Source organism: Clostridium sp. CTA-19 (assembly GCF_054767855.1).
On sequence record NZ_BAAABH010000026.1, the window covers coordinates 14,018 to 32,054 of the forward strand.

Sequence of the window (18,037 nt, forward strand, 5' to 3'; positions counted from 1 at the left end):
CCTTAATTACAAAATAATATTAGAAATATATAGCTAAATAGATAAATTTTTCAATTTATCTATCTTCACCCAGTTTAACAAATATATTAGTTATGCTAGTTTTTGAAACTTTCCCCTTTATCTTAAAAACCTCTCTGCCATCTTCAATTTCTTTACCTACCACTGGTAAGCAATCAACTTCATGTTCAATTATTTTTTTTGCAGCATCATATACTGAATCTTCTTCTTCTACTAAAACTATATTTGGCATTCTTGACATAATTATGCCTACTGGAACTTTGTGTATATCTGCAGTACCCATAGCAGTTTTAATAAAATCTTTTCTAGAAACAATACCAACTAAATTATCATTATTTACTACAAACAAAGTACCTACATCACTTAAAAACAAATCTAAAATAGCATTATAGACAGTAGTTTCTTCTTGTACTACTATAGGCTTTGACATTACATCTTTTACTTTAATACTTCTTATATAATCACTGCTAAAGCCTATTGATGAATTTTTAGAGTAAATATATCCGACTTTAGGTCTTGCTTCTAATATACCAATCATGGTTAAAATTGATAAATCTGCTCTTAAAGCTGAACGTGTCAACCCTAATTTTGCAGCTAACGCTTCACTAGTAATTGGTGCATTTTCTTTTACAAGTTTTATAATTTCTTCTTGCCTTGGTGAGAATTCTATTGTCTTCGCCCTCTTTCAGTTTAAATTTTTTAATGCTATCCCTTTTTCCTATAAAACTAAATTTTACAATTTCAATGTGTAAAATAACTATCAATCAAAAATAAACTAAATATTATTTTAATTTAGCTTTTATTATCATTTTATTTATTTTAACAAATATTAATCTTTTTTATAATATTTTATTTTATGAAATATTAAAAACTAGTATATTTTCCTCTATATTTTACCATACAGGGACATATCATGCAAATTATGAAGGATAACATTTAAATTTCAAATTATTTTAAATATTTACATGATTTAATCTTTGATACATTTTGTTTTTTAATAAAATTAAATTTCTTAAAAAAACATTGAAAAATGCATTTCATTTAAGGTTTTTCGCATTATATCTGTTATACTTTAAATTTGATATTGTATATTTTTTATGCTACTTTACTTTTTATTATACACCTTTTTATTAAATATTTCAAAATACATATATGATTAACAAGTTTTTATTATATCTATTTCAAGCTAAATATACAAGTTTTCATCTTATTTCTTGCTTGTTATAAATATAACATAATAAAAAATATTTTTTCCCGTATATTTCCTTATATTTCTTCATTTTTCTAAGTTAGTATTTAAAAATTATTTTTATAACTTTTAATTTTAAAAGTTTTTTAACTAATTAAAATAAGCCCCTAAATATATATTATATTTAGGGGCTATAGGGTTCCAAATTAAATTTTAAACTTATTCATTTATCAAATTAGAAAACTCAAATTAATATTTTATCAATAACTAACAGATTATTTTAGTTAAAAGTTAAGAGTGAATAGTTATAGTTATTACTACTCACTTCGTTTCTAGTAATTCTCAACGTATCTTTTTATAAATTTGCAAAGCAAATTATATTGATAGATTTTTTAAAATCATTTTCAGAAAGTGGTTGCCACTTTCATCCAAAATTCTTAATTCATAATTCATAATTCATAATTCATAATTCTTAACTAACTATATTTATACTTATTTTTCTTAACTGATAACAAAAATTTGATGTATGAATTTAAGTTGAAGCTCGTTTCCCTATATCTTTTACAAATTAACTTTATAAGAAAATGAATTTTCCTTTAAATTATCCTCTTTATCTGATAAATTATTTAATTTTAATTTTATTGCAGATGTTACATCTGACACTTTCTCCATTACATCTGAAGTTGTAGCTTTTACAACCTTTTTACCATTTTCTATATATTTATTAATTACTTCTACTGTTCCATCTTCCTTACTTACTTCTATAGTAATTTTAGTAACAACAGCAGTTGCTGTTAATGTTGCAGTAAGTAATACTAGAAATTTAGGATACAATGCTGATATTGCCCCTGTTACTATAACACCATTTAAGGGTACGTCAATTATTATCTCATCATCTTTTTTTACTCTTATTCTAGTTACATTCCCTTTTTCAATTAATCTTTTTATATAATTAACTATTTCATCTTTATCAAAAAGTTCCTTCTTCTTTTTATCCGATTGACTTTCTTCTAAATAAACCAATGCTTCTACTAAATCACCATCACATTTTTCTAAAACTTTTTTCGCTTCACTATAACTAATATTAAATCTGTTTCTTAATATATCTATTTTTTCTAAAGTTATTTCACTCATTTTTACACCCCCATACTTTATAAACTCTATTTTAAAAGTTTTTCAAGTAAAAATCCTATTCCACTTTAAAATGTTTTAACATATCAAGACTTTTAGGTCTTTTAGTATAATTTGTACTTATAATATTACTTAATATCTGTTCTATTTCTTTTTTTGCATTTTGTGGGACCTTTATCCTTGGAACTTTTTCCAATTCAGATTTATTAAGGAATTTTAATATATTATAAGCTATTGTTGATATTTGTGTTACATATCTTTTCTCACAATTATTACAAATCATACCATAATATTGCATAGATAAATAATTTGAAGTATTTATTTTATTTCCACATATGCAACACTCTTCTAAATTTATACCATAACCAGTATGAGATAAAATCTTTAATTCAAAGGCTCTTGCTAAAATATCTAAATCTACAACTTTATTCTTCATTAAATAAAAAGCTGTAATTAAATTTTTGAATATAAAGAATTCCTTTTGTCCATCTTCACAACATATGTCAACTAATTCATTTAAATAAGAACCATATATTAAGTATTCAAAGTCTTCTAGTAAATCCTGAAAGGATTCTATTATTTTTCCTTCATTTAATATATACATACTTCTACCTTTGTAAAGTACAAATTCACCATAACAAAAGGGAAGTGTAGTTGACATAAGTTTACTTTTCCCTTTTCTAGCACCTTTAGCTATTAATGAAATTTTTCCTAATTTCTCTGTAAAAAGCCATACTAGTTTATCATTTTCTTTGTAATCTTGAGTTTTTAGAACTACACCCCTAGTTTTTATTAAATTCAAATCTTGAACTCCTATTTTTTATATCCAAGTTCTTTAAGCATAGTAGGACTATCTCTCCAGTCCTTTTTCACTTTAACCCAAAGTTTAAGATTTACTTTGTTTCCAAAAAACTTTTCTAAATCTTGTCTTGCATATGTAGATATCTTTTTAAGCATGTTTCCATTTTTACCTATTATTATACCTTTATGAGAATCTTTTTCACATAATAAATTAGCTTCTATTTTATATATACCTTTTTCATTTTTTTTCATTAATACTATCTCTACCGCTATTCCATGAGGAACTTCTTTAGATAATAATCTTAATGCTTTTTCTCTAATACTTTCTGTAACTATAAATCTTTCTTGTTTATCTATAATCATATCTTCTGGGTAATACTTTGGTCCTTCCGGTAAATTTTCAACTATAAGCTTCATTAACGTCTCTATGTTTTTCCCATTAATTGCAGATAAAGGGATAACCTCTTCAAAATTCATAGTTTTAGAATATGTATCTATGGCTTTAGCCACTCTTTCTGCAGGATTTTCATCAATTTTATTTACTAATAAAAATGTTGGAACCCCAGCTTCTTCAAGCTGATTTAATATATGTTCATCTCCTCTGTGCATTTCATCTTCTGGTGTTGTTATAAACAACACTAAATCTACTTCTTTTAACGAATCCTTTGCTACATTAACCATATATTCTCCCAGTTTATGTCTTGGCTTATGCATTCCTGGGGTATCTACAAATATCATCTGATAATCTTCCGTTGTTTTTATAGTTTGTATATTATCTCTTGTAGTTTGCGGTCTACTAGAAACTATAGATACTTTTTCTCCCATTATATAATTTAATAATGTAGATTTACCTACATTTGGTCTTCCTATTATTGTTATAAATCCTGATTTAAACATTTTTTCCTCCAATACTTACTTTATTAAGTCTTTCTTTGTAAATGCTCCTGGTAAAATTTCTTCTAAAGTTTTTATTTGATAGTCATCTTCATTTTTAACTACTATTATTTTTCCATCTTCTTCTAAAAACTCTGATATTACTTGCCTACATATTCCACAAGGAGCTGTATATGTAGATTGATCTCCTACAACAGCTATAGCCTTTATAGAATTATGCCCTTCAGAAATTGCTTTAAATATAGCTGTTCTTTCAGCACAATTAGCAGCACCATAAGACGCATTTTCTATATTACAGCCTCCATATATAGTTCCATCCTCTGTGATTACCGCTGCACCAACCTTAAAGTTGGAATATGGAACATATGCATTTTTTCTTGCTTCTATAGCTTCTTTTACTAATTCTTTATAATCCATATCTATTCCTCCTAAACATAAACTTTAAATAAATAATAACTTAATTTTGTATTTTACAAATCCATACTAAGTTTATTATAAATATTTATTATATATATTCATTAAAATTTTATTCGGTTCTTTACTATATTTATACATATAAAGTGTACGTAAATTATACCACTAAATAATTTTAATTCAATGTTTTTTAACTATTTACGAGAAAAAATTATACAAAAGCAAAGTTACCAATATTCCAAACATTGCGCCAACAGCAACCTCTAATACAGAGTGTATTTTAGCATCAACTCTACTTTGTGCTACAATTAATGCCAAAAAATAAGATAATACCATTATTACAGAATTATTACTAATTAAAGTTATAGTTGTTGCAATAGAAAAAGATATTACACTATGACCACTTGGCATTCCACCCCTTAATGGCGTTCCTTCTCCAAATATTGCTTTTACAACTAAAGTAAGTATACTAACTATAACTAATATAAGAAATATCATATGCGGATCACAATTTCTAATTTTATTAAGTACATTAATTGAAAAAGGTCTTATTCTATCCCAAAATATAACATACGCCACTATCACTGCATTAAATGCAGTGATTAATACAGCCCCAGCAGCAACATTTTTCGATATCTTTGCAAGCGGATGGTAATAATTGGTAGTTGCATCAATTGCAGCTTCCACAGCCGTGTTTATCATTTCAGCAACAATTACCATAGTTATTGTTATAGTTGTAATAAGTAGCTCAACTTTACTTAAATCATAAAAAAAACATAATGTTAAAACCATTATTGCTGCTATAACGTGTATTCTCATATTTCTTTGAGTTCTTATAGAATATATTATTCCCTCTATAGCATAGTTAAAACTATCTAGAATTTTCTTAACTTTCATAATACTAGCCCCTTATTTGTAGTAAAAAATTCACAATCTAATTTTTTATATAGTTACTAATATCTTGCTCATATTTTTTATATTTATCTTATGTTTTCAAAATATTTTTATAACTAATTTAATTTAGATTGTGAATTATATTATCTTGTTATATTAAATTTTCTCATTATCTCTTCTTCTCTTTTTCGCATTACTTTCTTATCATCATCTTCCATATGATCATAACCTAAAAGATGTAATATAGAATGTACTACTAAATACATAACTTCTCTTACAAAAGAGTGTCCATATTCTATTGATTGTTCTTTTGCTCTTTCAAGCGATAAGGCCATATCACCTAAAACTAATCGCCCTTCATTTAGCTCATAAGGCATAAATTCATGATTTATATACATATCTTTAAAATACTTATCTTTTTCAAATTCTAGCATGGGAAAAGATAACACATCAGTAGCACTGTCTATTCCTCTCATTTCATTGTTAATTTCTTTTATTTCTTCATTATCAACGAATATTATACTAATCTCGTAAGGTATATTTACACATTCTTCTTTTAAACTGTATTCTATTATTTCTTTCATTTTATTTTCTAGTTCTTGTGTTGCTTCAATTTTACTTTGCCTGTTGTCTATTAGTATCATTCTTTTTCTCCTTATTTTCTAATTTATCCATAGGGTATTCTATTCTTTCATGATATATTCCCTTCAATACTTTCAAAAAAGAATCTTTTATAATTTTAAGGTCTTTAAAAGTTAACTCACAATTATCCAATTGATTTTCTGATAACTTTCCTTTTAAAATATTATCTACCATATTTTCTATTTTTTCTTTAGTTGGATTTTGTATAGACCTTACTGCTGCTTCAACACTATCTGCTAGCATTATAATCCCTGCTTCTTTCGTAAATGGAGCTGGTCCTTTGTATTTATAATCTTCTTCATTTATATCATCGGGATTTTCCGAATTATTTTTCATTGTAATATAAAAATATTTTACCAAAGAATCACCATGGTGCTGACCTATTATATCTTGTATAACAGTTGGAATGCCATATTTTTTAGAAAGTTCAATACCATCAGTAACATGAGAAGTTATTATTAATGAGCTTAACTTAGGTGATATTTTATCATGTGGATTCTCTCCACTAAATTGGTTTTCTTTAAAATAATAAGACCTCTCTATCTTTCCTACATCGTGATAGTAAGATGCCACCCTAGCTAGGACAGCATTAGCTCCTACAGCTTCAGCAGCTATTTCAGCTAAATTTGCAACTAACACACTATGATTATATGTTCCTGGTGCCTCCATAGATAGTCTCTTTAAAAGTGGGCTATTAGGATTTGCCAATTCTAACAATTTTATGTTTGTCACTATATCAAAAATATTTTCTAAAAAAGGTAACATACCTATAGCTAAAATTCCTGATATAAAACTTGCAGTAGCTGCAAATGCAGCTTGAGTTATTATACCTACAACATGGTTACTAAGAACATAACCTATTGCAAATGCAAAAATAAAATTTAATACTGCTAAATATAAACAAGATTGCAATATATCATTTCTTTGTTGTATTTTTTTTAATACAATTGGCGCATATACTGCATTTAAAAGAGCTATAAGCATAACACTTGGATTAAATTTTATAATTATACTTATAATTAATACATTCAAGATACTTATAGTCATAGAGACTTTCTCATCTACAAGTATACTCATTAATATAGGAACACATGCAAATGGTATTAAATATGGTGAAATCATATTTAGAGTTGCACTTAATATAACAGATATTACAGTTAAAATATTTATAACTACAGTTTTATTATACTGTTTATATATATCCCATCTGATAGTTTTTAAATAATACCACTGCATAAGCATTACACCTAGCACTAGTATTAAAAGTGTTGCATATAAATTTATTCTAAGAGACTTATCCTTATTTAAAAGCCCTAACTCTTTTAAAATTTCTATTTCAATCTGGCTTACTGGTTCTCCTTCTTTAACAATTATTTGATCTTTTTTTATAACTACCGGTTTTATAGCCTTTTGAGCTTCTTCTTTTTGCTTTTGAGTTTTTTCATAATCAACAAAAAAGCTTGGTTTTACTTGTGAATATCCTACTGCCATACCGACATCTTTTAAATTCTTAGAAAATCTAGAATTATTAAATAATGTGGTTATTATTCCTTGAGCTAAAACTATTTCCTCTGGTTTATCTTCATGAATTTTCACTTCATCAAATAGCTTCTCCATAGAATTTAGCATAAAAGTTTTTAATTCTTCTAGCTCTTTAACATCTGATATTGCCAATGTATTATAGGCTTCATCAGATAAGTTAGCAATTTTAGATGATTTTTTTAATTCTTCTATCTTTTTCTGTTTTTCATCTTCTTGAGACGTTGAACTCTCATACTTTTTATTTATTGATATTACTGTATCAAAAAACTCTTCTATGGTTTTAATTGCAGTAATACTAACCTCACTATTATAACTATATACATCTGCTATATGTTTTATAGCCTCTTCCTTTGCCTGTTCTGTAGCAAACTGATTTTCAATATCCTTAGGAGCTTTAATATCAACCTTAGCTATATCCCCTACTTCTAAATCATAAGTTTCTGTAATTATAGAAGTTGAAGTTAAAAAGTATATAATAACAGTAGTAATAATAAATATTAACCTTGCTGATAATTTAGGCATTTTCTTTTTCTTACCTATTTTAAACCCTTTCATAAACATCCCAACTTTCTTTTCTCTAGTTTATATCTAACCTACTCTAAGATTGTTTATTCATCATTTTCAGCTTTTCTCTCTGTATTCTCCTCTATAATATCGCTCTTTGCTTCTTCTAAAGATATATCTTCTTCCGCTATTACAAGTACTGTAACTAAAAAATTATCACCTTTATCTTTTATTTCTGGCTTTACTTCCAAAACTTTAACAAATTTATCTAAATTAAGTAAAACATTATTGCTAAGTTCTTTAATAACCATATCAGTATTGGCCTCAACATTTTCTTCTAGTACTTCCTCATAGATTTCTTCACCTATAAACCATTTGTTATTCTCTATTTTATCATAATTTTCAAATGCATTTAAGGCATTTTTAATATAAACTTTTTTCCCACCTATTTTTATATAATAGCTTCTAGCTTTTTCCCCTGTTTTTTTTCTTACTACTGTACTTTTAGGAATTTCTTTCTTTTGTTCATAAAATGTTTTGGCAAACACATTTCCTTCTGCCTTAACATCATATTCTTTGCCTTCTTTTCCTTGTTCTCCCTTTATTAACAAGTCACCTTTTTTAACAATTTTCCCTCTTTCCACCATAACAGTCCCACCCTGAGAGAATATTCGTTGTACTTCTCCATCTCTTTTTGCAACAATATTTCCTGTCAGCTTTTCCTCTTTTATTTTTGGTGGTGCCTGCCTTTCTATTACCTCAACTTTTAATTTTGATCCATCTATTCTAGCTTTTACCCACATTACTTCATCATTATCATCTATTATTCTTTCTTCTACTCTATGAACATCAAAACTATTTTTATAAGTTCCTTTTTCTATACCATATGATTTTAACAATTCTCTTATTTCAAAAGGTGCTATATAACTTTCTGTAACTACCTCTATTTTCCAAATAAAACTACTTAAATAATATAATACTCCCACAAAAATAAGTACTGTAACAAGTAACGTCCTTCTTCTTTTTAATTTTAAAATTTTAAACATAATACCTTTTCTATTAAGAACTTTTAATTTACTATTGGTTTTTTTTACTCCTTCTAATAAAACTTCATAATCAATGAATTCAATTTCCATAGTGCAATTGGTTAGGCTATTTCTTTTTAAATTTCTTACTTTTACATCTTTTCTCCATAAAAAATTTATAAGCTTTTCTAGGTTTACTGTTTCAATCTCTACTACTAATAATCCTTTTTTATAATTTAAATCTTTACTCATTTTTCTTGTATCCAATAGCATTAAAACTTCCATTTAAAACTATTGTCGTTCCTCCTACAAAAGATATTTCAAAATTTTCACCTAATATTTCCAATACACCAATAGAAGTTTTTACTTTTATCTCATTACTTTCAAATGTGGTTATTCCTTTATGATTTTCTATTGTAATTTCCGAATTAGATATTACCGTTATTTTAGGTAAGTCTAATACAGTATCTCTAGGTATGTCCAATTTTTCAACAATTAGCTCTGCTTTCTTTTTTATCTTATTTTTCAAAGTACCCACCTCTTTAACCTGTATTTTAAATTACTATAATTAAACAGTATTTTTTATAGGAATCCAAAATTACTCTTAAATTTATACCTAGAGTATTTCCATTCCTAAAAGAGTGATTACATGCTCGAAAATCACTCAAATACATAATTCCAGTTAGACTAAAATATTTTTGTAAGTTATGAATAAGTTAAAACTCGAACTTGTTTCACTATATTACTTATATATAGCTCTGTTATTTACTATATAATTACATGTTTTATTTTATGATTGTCTACCAAAATAAATTACTTGTTTTAAGGTTAAAAAGATTTTTTATATATAAACGAAAAAAGAACTCAGAAAACTGAGTTCTTATTTATTCAAATATTCTTTAACTATTTGACTTACTATTTTTCCGTCCGCTCTACCATTTGTTTTAGGTCGAACAATAGACATTAATTTGCCCATATCTTTTATGCTATTTGCGCCAATTTCTTCCGCAGACTTTACAACAATTTTTCGAATTTCATCTTCAGTTAACTGCTGAGGAAGGTAATCCAACAAGATTTCTATTTCAGCATTAGTGCTATCAACTAAATCTTGTCTATTTCCATTTTTAAATTCTTCTAAAGAATCTCTTCTTTGTTTAACTTCCTTAGCTAAAACCTCAATGACTTGATCATCATTAAGACTTCCACTGCCATTTTTCTCTATAAGCAAAATTGCAGCCTTTGCCATACTTATAACACTAGCTTTAAATTTATTTCTTTCCTTTAAAGCATTTTTCCAGTCTTGCTGTAATCTATCTTTAAGGGACATAGCTTTACCTTCTTTCAAAAATTCTATTTGAATTTTCTCTTTCTTGCAGCTTCTGATTTTTTCTTTCTTTTAACGCTTGGCTTTTCGTAATGCTCTCTCTTTCTTACTTCTGAAAGAACACCAGCTCTAGCACATTTCTTCTTAAATCTTCTTAAAGCATTTTCTAATGATTCGTTTTCTCCAACTTTAATTTCTGACATTATTATCCCTCCCTCCGCTAGCTCAATTCAAATTTTTAATTTCAAATAGCCATGCGGGACATAAATAGCACATTGTTAATTATACAATACATTTTCATATTCTGTCAACAATTTCATTTTTTTTTATTTAGCCTGGTGGCCATGCTAAATTTCTACCACCTAAGACATGAAAATGCATGTGTCCAACAGTTTGACCACCGTTTTTTCCTGTGTTATTAACAATTCTAAATCCATCTTCTGATATTTTCAATTCCCTTGCAATTTTATTAATTACAACAAATATATGAGATATTATGTCAGAATTTTCTTGTGTTATTTCATTAGCACTTGATATATGCTCTTTAGGAATAACAAGCACATGAACTGGAGCTTCTGGATTTATATCATTAAAAACTAGAACCCTATCATCTTCATAAACTTTTTGACTAGGTATTTCACCATTAGCTATTTTACAAAAAATACAATCACTCATAACGTTCTGTTTAAATTAACTATATACTGTTAAAATAAACTCTACCCTCCTTAATATAAATTTTATTTATATTAAAATATATAAATAATCAAAATTCAAAATTAATTATAATATCTTATTGTACACTATTCTAGTTTTTTTATTAAATTCTACTATTTTTCTACTATACCTATCATATTTTCTTTTTCTACTTCTAAAAGTTTAACCTCTATTATTTTTCCATCTAACTTCTCTGCACTTTCTACTGTAACTTTTATATAATTAGGTGTATATCCTATATAATGGTTTTCTTTATTTTTCATTTCTTCTTCAAATAAGACGTTCATACTCTTACCTTTAAATTTTTCCATAAACTCTTTTTCAAGATCTAAATTTAAGTTTATAAGCTTTTCACTTCTTTGTTCTTTTATCTTACCATCTACTTGAAGTATCATTTTTGCAGCTTTAGTTCCACTTCTTGGACTATACTTAAATACATGTATTTTAGACAATTTTATATCCTGTAAAAATCTATAAGTCTCATCAAACTCTTTTTCACTTTCTCCTGGAAAGCCAACAATTACATCAGTGGTTATAGAAACATCTTTTATGTATTTTCTTAGGTTATTCACAACATCCTTATACTCTTCAGCATTGTAATGTCTATTCATTCTTTTTAATGTAGCATTTGATCCACTTTGAAGTGATAAATGAAAATGAGGACAAAGTTTTTTCAAAGAAACTATTTTTTCAATAACTCCCTCTGTAAAAAATGTTGGATCAATTGAACCTATCCTTATTCTTTCTATACCTTCTATTTTATTTATCTCTTCTAACACTTTAACCAATGACCAGTCATTATCTAAATCCACACCATAAGACGCAATATGAATTCCTGATAAAATAATTTCTTTAAACCCATTTGCAGCTAGTTGTCTTACTTCATCTAGAATCAAATCTGGATTTTTACTACACACAGCTCCTCTAGCAAAAGGAATTAAACAGTATGAACAAAATTGATTACATCCATCTTGGATTTTTAAAAATGCACGAGTTTTATCCTGGTATTCTTCTATTTTTAATTCTTCAAATTTTTTATTTTTCAATACATCATTTACTTCAACGAATTGTTTTTTTTCAACTCTAGCTCTATTTACATAATAAACAATATCCCCTTTGTTTTTTGTACCTAAAATTACATCTACACCTTCTATTTTAGAAATTTCCTCTGATGCAATTTGAGAGTAGCAACCAACAACTGCTATTATCGCCCCTGGATTTTTTCTTCTTGCTCTAGAAATCATTTGGCGAGATTTTTTATCTCCCATATTAGTAACTGTACATGTATTTATAACATAAACATCTGCCGCTTCATCAAAAGTTGCAGTTTCATATCCTTCTTTTATAAATTTTTCTGTCATGGCTTCTGACTCATAAACATTAACCCTACACCCTAAAGTAGCAAAAGCAACTTTCATTATAAAACTCCTCCTAAATCAGCTAATTCATACATTATAAGACTTAAAGCTGTAAATCCTGCTGTTTCTGTTCTTAATATTCTTGGACCTAATGTAACTATATTGGCACCTTTAGCTTTTAATTTTCCGATTTCTTCTTCTTCAAAACCACCCTCTGGTCCAATTACAATAGCTACATTTTTTATAGAATTCTTATCTAAATTATTTGCAAGTTTTTTTATTCCATATCCCTGTTGATTTTCATAGGGAACTACAATTAAATCCATATCATCTATTTTTTCTATAAGTTTTTCAAATTCTATTGGTTTATTTATACTTGGAATTAAACTTCTTTTACTTTGTTTGCAGGCTTCCAATGCTATTCTATTCCATCTATCAACTTTTTTAAATTCTGAATCATTTTTAACAACTACTCTTTCCATTATTACTGGGGTTATAGATGCTATTCCCAATTCTGTGTTTTTTTGAACTATTAAATCCATTTTAGTTGACTTTGGCAACCCTTGAAATAAGTGCACTCTTACCTTACTTTCATTATTTAGCTCACACTGTTCAAGTATTTTTGCTATAACTTCTTTTTTGTTAATATCTTGGATTATAGCTAAATACTCTTTACCTTCACAATTATTTATATTGATTTTATCTCCAATTTTCAATCTTAAAACTTTGTATATATGTTTTACATCTTCTCCATCTATTTTACATACATCACAACATATATTTTCTTTATTCACAAAAAACTTATGCATTTTTTCACCACCGTTAATTAACTTTAAATAATATGTTTTTCACTTATACATAAAAACAATACTTTCATAAAGTTCCAATGATATAAATAAAACCATAAGGTATAGTTAAAATTTAGAACCTTATAACACCATTAAGTTTATCATTGAGAACTATCTATATAAAAAATATAATATCTAATTAAGTGTTTAAATGCAACTTATATATTTTTAGCTATTACACAAGCCCATTCTCCATCATTAATGACTTCCACAACTTCAAATCCACATTCTTTCATTTTATTTTGAACTTCTTGCTGTTTATCTAATATTATTCCTGAAGTTATAAAATATCCATTCTTATTTATAAACTTTTTAACACCTTCTGTTAAAAATATTATTACATCTGCTATTATATTAGCTACAATAATATCAGCTTTTCCTTCTACAACTTCCATTAAATCTCCGTGTAAAATTTGTATATTTTCAATGTCATTAAAGCCAACATTATTTCTTGCTGAATCTACTGCTACAGGATCTAAATCTACAGCTATAACTTCTTTCGCCTCAAGTTTTGCAGCAGCTATAGCAAGTATTCCTGAGCCTGTTCCTATATCAAATACTCTACTATTCTTTTCAACATATTTTTCTAAAGATTTTATACACATTCTAGTAGTTTCATGTGTTCCAGTACCAAATGCCATACCAGGATCTAATTCTACAATTAACTCATCATCTTTTGCAATATATTCTTCCCATATTGGCTTTACAACAATTTTATTTCCTATTTTAGTAGGCTTATAATATTTTTTCCAATTATTTTCCCAATCTTCTTCATTCACTTTTACTACATCAACAGTTCCTTCGCCTTTATCAAAACCATATTCAGATAATTTTTCTACATTTTCTTTTATGTATTTTATATATTTTTCAAGATTTTCATCTTCTTTATAGTAGCCTTTTACTACAGCACCTTTTTTTATATTTAATACTTTTTCATCAAAATAATCCCAATCACCAGGATTCTTTTTCTTAAATTCTACATCTTCTGAATCAATTATAGATACACCTTCAACCTCTGTACTATAAAATATTCCTGTTACTGCTTCTACAGCTTCACAGCTCGTTACAACCGTTATTTCAATCCATTCTTTACTCATAATTTTTCCTCCAATATTAATTCTATTACATTAAAACGCATATAAATTAATGTGATTTATATATTATTTATTTAAATTGTATTTTAAATTAAATGTCTTTATCTATATATACTATCATAAATTTTAACCTTTTTTAAATATATTAATCCTAAAGTTATATAGTATATTTATATTCTTATTCCCAATTAACCTGTTTTCAATTTATTTATCTACTAAAAAATAAAGAGAAACTTCTTACTTGAAGTTTCTCTTTCAATCTATTTTCCAAACCATTTTCTTTTAGCATGATGTTGTATTCCTTCACTAGACTCTTCACTAGCTTCCATAAACATATTAAGAGCTTCCTTTTGTTTTTCGTTTAATTCTTTTGGAACATCTACTATAACTTTAACATATTGATCTCCACGTCCTGCTGAATTAACTCTTGGAACCCCCTTACCTTTTAATCTAAATGTTGTTCCTGGTTGTGTACCAGCTGGCACAACGTATTTAACATCTCCATCCACTGTAGGAACTTTTATTTCTGCCCCTAGTGTAGCCTGTGCAAAGCTTACATGTGTTTCTATATAAATGTCAAATCCTTTTCTTACAAATGTTTTGTGAGATTGAACTCTAATATTTATATATAAATCTCCTGCCGGACCACCATTCTCACCAGCTTCACCTTGGCCTCTCAATGGCATAACATTTCCATTATCTACACCTGCTGGTATATTTATAGTTATATTTCTTCTTTTAGTTTCTTTACCTGTACCTCTACAAGTTGAGCAAGGACTATCTATTACCTGACCCTTTCCTCCACAAACATCACAAGTTGAAGATGTAGCTATAACCCCTATCGGTGTCTGCCTTTGTATTCTCACTTGTCCAGTACCATTACATTTAGAACATGTTTTTGGAGCTGATCCATTACTAGCACCTGTTCCATTACAACTTTCACATTTTTCTTTTCTGCTTATTTTCACTTCTTTTTCTATGCCAAATACAGCTTCTTCAAAAGTAAGATTTATATTGTACTCAAGATCTGCACCTTTTCTCGGTCCATTTCTTCTTGATGAACTTCCACCAAATCCACCAAATCCTCCAAATATATCGCCAAATATGTCTCCAAAGTCGAATCCACCAAATCCTCCTTCAAATCCACCAAATCCTTGACCATTAAAATCCGCTGTTCCAAATTGATCATATCTTTGTCTTTTTTCGCTATCCGAAAGCACTTGATATGCTTCATTCAACTCTTTAAATTTTTCTTCTGCTTCTTTATCACCTGGATTCCTATCTGGATGATATTTTAATGCAGATTTTTTAAAAGCTTTTTTTATTTCATCTTCAGTTGCACTTTTATCTACACCTAAAATTTCATAATAATCTTTATTTGCCATTATATTAATTTCACCACCTATTATACTCTAACCTTTATAATATAAATTATATTACGTATTATTTCAACATTAATATAATATAAAATTCCACTTTAACCGCATTAGTATGTAGTGCTTTTTATCAATTTTAAATTATTACATATATATCTTATTAAAACTCATCCAAAGCTGTTACCAATTTAAGTATATTTTATAAAATAAGAATCAAATTACTATCTTCTATTAATACATATTACTCAAATTGAGGGAAGAGCTTTTATGCTCATCCCTCTTTTTTGAGTAGTATTAAGCTAATTTTATTTTAAATAAATTTTAAAAAAGTTGATAGTTATGGTATTTATAATTAAATACTATTTAATTATTTGACTATACACATTCATAACTATCAACCTTTACTTTTTTAATCTTTTAAAATAAATTTGTTAATTAGTCTACTTTAAAATCTGTATCAACTACATTTTCATCTTCATTACTACCATTTTGTTGTGGTTCAGCTTGAGCTTCTCCTTGTGCTCCAGCTTCTCCTTGATACATTTTAGAAGATACTGCATAGAATGCTTGTGTTAATTCTTCTGTAGCTTTTTTAATTGCTTCTATATCTTCCCCATCTTTAACAGCTTTTAATGCATCTATTTTAGCATTTATTTCTGATTTATCTTCTGCTGAAACTTTATCTCCTAACTCACCTAATGTTTTCTCTGTTTGATAAACCATTTGGTCAGCATTATTTTTAACTTCTATAGCTTCTTTTCTTTCTTTATCTTGAGCTGCAAATTGTTCTGCTTCATCTACAGCTTTTTTAATTTCATCTTCATTTAAATTTGTAGATGCTGTTATTGTAATATTAGCTTCTTTTCCTGTTCCTTTATCTTTAGCTGTTACATTTACAATACCATTAGCATCTATATCAAATCCAACTTCTATTTGTGGAATTCCTCTTGGAGCTGGTGCTATTCCTGATAAAGTAAATCTACCTAATGTTTTATTATCCGCAGCCATTTGTCTTTCACCTTGAACAATGTGAATTTCAACAGATGTTTGACCATCTTGAGCTGTAGAGAACACTTGGCTCTTCTTAGTTGGTATTGTTGTATTCCTTTCTATTAATGGAGTTGCAACTCCACCTAATGTTTCTATTCCTAATGTTAATGGAGTAACATCTAATAATAGTAATCCTTCAACATCTCCTGTTAATACTCCTGCTTGAATTGCTGCTCCAACTGCAACACATTCATCTGGGTTAACTCCTTTTGATGGTTCTTTTCCTGTAAAGTTTTTAACAGCTTCTTGAACTGCTGGTATTCTTGTAGAACCTCCAACTAAAAGTATTTTATCTATATCATTTATTGATAATTTAGCATCTGCAAGTGATTTTTTCATTGGCTCAATTGTTCTTTGAACTAAGTCATGAGTTAATTCATTGAATTTAGCTCTTGTTAAGTTTAGGTCTATATGTTTTGGACCTGTAGCATCTGCTGTTATAAATGGTAAGTTAATATTTGTTTGCATTGAAGATGATAATTCTATTTTAGCTTTTTCTGAAGCTTCTTTTAATCTTTGAAGTGCCATTTTATCATTTCTTAAATCAATACCATTTTCAGCTTTAAAGCTTTCAGCTATATAGTTCATTATTTTTTCGTCGAAGTCATCTCCACCTAATTTAGTATCACCTGTTGTTGATAAAACTTCAAACACTCCATCTCCAAGTTCTAGTATTGATACATCAAAAGTACCGCCACCTAAGTCATATACAAATATTTTTTGATTTGTATCCATTTTATCAAGACCATATGCAAGTGATGCAGCTGTTGGCTCATTGATTATTCTTTTAACATCTAAACCAGCTATTCTTCCTGCGTCTTTTGTTGCTTGTCTTTCACTATCATTAAAATATGCTGGAACTGTTATAACTGCTTCTGTTACTTTTTCACCTAAATAAGCTTCTGCATCAGCTTTTAATTTTTGAAGTACCATTGCAGATATTTCTTGTGGTGTTAAATCTTTTCCATCTATATTAACTTTATGACCTGTTCCCATATGTCTTTTTATTGATATTATAGTTTTATCTGGATTAGTTATCGCTTGTCTTTTAGCAACCTGACCTACTAATCTTTCTCCATCTTTCATAAAAGATACAACTGATGGTGTAGTTCTAGCTCCCTCAGCATTTGCTATAACAACTGGTTCTCCACCTTCCATAACTGCTACACATGAATTTGTTGTTCCTAAATCAATACCAATTACTTTTCCCATTATAAAT

Annotated in this window: 18 protein-coding genes; all 18 read right to left on the minus strand. The window is 27.6% G+C overall.

Features of this window, described 5'->3' with window-relative positions:
• Positions 1-55 precede the first annotated feature (55 nt).
• Positions 56-688: a helix-turn-helix transcriptional regulator gene (locus ACYUE0_RS13405; RefSeq protein WP_061994967.1), complete on the minus strand. Its 633-nt coding sequence runs from the start codon at positions 686-688 to the stop codon at positions 56-58.
• A 1,080-nt stretch (positions 689-1,768) separates the two neighbouring features.
• A complete protein-coding gene (locus tag ACYUE0_RS13410) occupies positions 1,769-2,341 on the minus strand; it encodes a DUF4342 domain-containing protein (RefSeq protein WP_460270976.1) in 573 nt (190 codons plus the stop codon).
• A gap of 55 nt (positions 2,342-2,396) precedes the next feature.
• Positions 2,397-3,140 (minus strand): DNA repair protein RecO, encoded by a 744-nt coding sequence (gene recO, locus ACYUE0_RS13415; protein ID WP_157450848.1) that lies wholly within the window; start codon positions 3,138-3,140, stop codon positions 2,397-2,399.
• Between the two features lie 11 nt (positions 3,141-3,151).
• Positions 3,152-4,036 (minus strand): GTPase Era, encoded by an 885-nt coding sequence (gene era, locus ACYUE0_RS13420; RefSeq protein ID WP_460270977.1) that lies wholly within the window; start codon positions 4,034-4,036, stop codon positions 3,152-3,154.
• A 15-nt stretch (positions 4,037-4,051) separates the two neighbouring features.
• Positions 4,052-4,450, minus strand: coding sequence for a cytidine deaminase (locus ACYUE0_RS13425; RefSeq protein ID WP_061994971.1), 399 nt, complete (start codon positions 4,448-4,450; stop codon positions 4,052-4,054).
• A 195-nt stretch (positions 4,451-4,645) separates the two neighbouring features.
• Positions 4,646-5,344 (minus strand): diacylglycerol kinase, encoded by a 699-nt coding sequence (locus tag ACYUE0_RS13430; protein WP_061994972.1) that lies wholly within the window; start codon positions 5,342-5,344, stop codon positions 4,646-4,648.
• 140 nt (positions 5,345-5,484) lie between these two features.
• The gene (ybeY, locus tag ACYUE0_RS13435) at positions 5,485-5,985 is read right to left on the minus strand and encodes an rRNA maturation RNase YbeY (protein WP_460270978.1); all 501 of its coding nucleotides are present in this window, start codon (positions 5,983-5,985) and stop codon (positions 5,485-5,487) included.
• On the minus strand, positions 5,957-8,080 hold the full coding sequence (locus ACYUE0_RS13440; RefSeq protein ID WP_460270979.1) for an HD family phosphohydrolase: 2,124 nt from the start codon (positions 8,078-8,080) through the stop codon (positions 5,957-5,959). Before ACYUE0_RS13440 ends, ybeY begins: the two co-directional genes overlap by 29 nt.
• Before the next feature lie 53 nt (positions 8,081-8,133).
• The gene (gene yqfD / locus ACYUE0_RS13445) at positions 8,134-9,327 is read right to left on the minus strand and encodes a sporulation protein YqfD (protein ID WP_460270980.1); all 1,194 of its coding nucleotides are present in this window, start codon (positions 9,325-9,327) and stop codon (positions 8,134-8,136) included.
• On the minus strand, positions 9,299-9,583 hold the full coding sequence (yqfC, locus tag ACYUE0_RS13450) for a sporulation protein YqfC (RefSeq protein ID WP_199868767.1): 285 nt from the start codon (positions 9,581-9,583) through the stop codon (positions 9,299-9,301). Before yqfC ends, yqfD begins: the two co-directional genes overlap by 29 nt.
• A gap of 351 nt (positions 9,584-9,934) precedes the next feature.
• The gene (locus tag ACYUE0_RS13455; RefSeq protein WP_061994977.1) at positions 9,935-10,381 is read right to left on the minus strand and encodes a GatB/YqeY domain-containing protein; all 447 of its coding nucleotides are present in this window, start codon (positions 10,379-10,381) and stop codon (positions 9,935-9,937) included.
• 23 nt (positions 10,382-10,404) lie between these two features.
• On the minus strand, positions 10,405-10,581 hold the full coding sequence (rpsU, locus tag ACYUE0_RS13460; protein ID WP_010292600.1) for a 30S ribosomal protein S21: 177 nt from the start codon (positions 10,579-10,581) through the stop codon (positions 10,405-10,407).
• A gap of 127 nt (positions 10,582-10,708) precedes the next feature.
• Positions 10,709-11,053, minus strand: coding sequence for a histidine triad nucleotide-binding protein (locus ACYUE0_RS13465; protein ID WP_061994978.1), 345 nt, complete (start codon positions 11,051-11,053; stop codon positions 10,709-10,711).
• A gap of 152 nt (positions 11,054-11,205) precedes the next feature.
• The gene (mtaB, locus tag ACYUE0_RS13470; protein WP_061994979.1) at positions 11,206-12,510 is read right to left on the minus strand and encodes a tRNA (N(6)-L-threonylcarbamoyladenosine(37)-C(2))-methylthiotransferase MtaB; all 1,305 of its coding nucleotides are present in this window, start codon (positions 12,508-12,510) and stop codon (positions 11,206-11,208) included.
• A complete protein-coding gene (locus tag ACYUE0_RS13475; protein WP_460270981.1) occupies positions 12,510-13,259 on the minus strand; it encodes a 16S rRNA (uracil(1498)-N(3))-methyltransferase in 750 nt (249 codons plus the stop codon). Before ACYUE0_RS13475 ends, mtaB begins: the two co-directional genes overlap by 1 nt.
• 197 nt (positions 13,260-13,456) lie before the next feature.
• Positions 13,457-14,395 carry a 50S ribosomal protein L11 methyltransferase gene (prmA, locus tag ACYUE0_RS13480; protein ID WP_061994981.1) on the minus strand — a complete coding sequence of 313 codons (939 nt, stop codon included), beginning with the start codon at positions 14,393-14,395 and terminating at the stop codon, positions 13,457-13,459.
• Positions 14,396-14,652: 257 nt separating this feature from the next.
• A complete protein-coding gene (gene dnaJ, locus ACYUE0_RS13485) occupies positions 14,653-15,777 on the minus strand; it encodes a molecular chaperone DnaJ (RefSeq protein ID WP_460270982.1) in 1,125 nt (374 codons plus the stop codon).
• 426 nt (positions 15,778-16,203) lie between these two features.
• Positions 16,204-18,030 carry a molecular chaperone DnaK gene (dnaK, locus tag ACYUE0_RS13490; RefSeq protein ID WP_460270983.1) on the minus strand — a complete coding sequence of 609 codons (1,827 nt, stop codon included), beginning with the start codon at positions 18,028-18,030 and terminating at the stop codon, positions 16,204-16,206.
• Between the last annotated feature and the right edge of the window lie 7 nt (positions 18,031-18,037).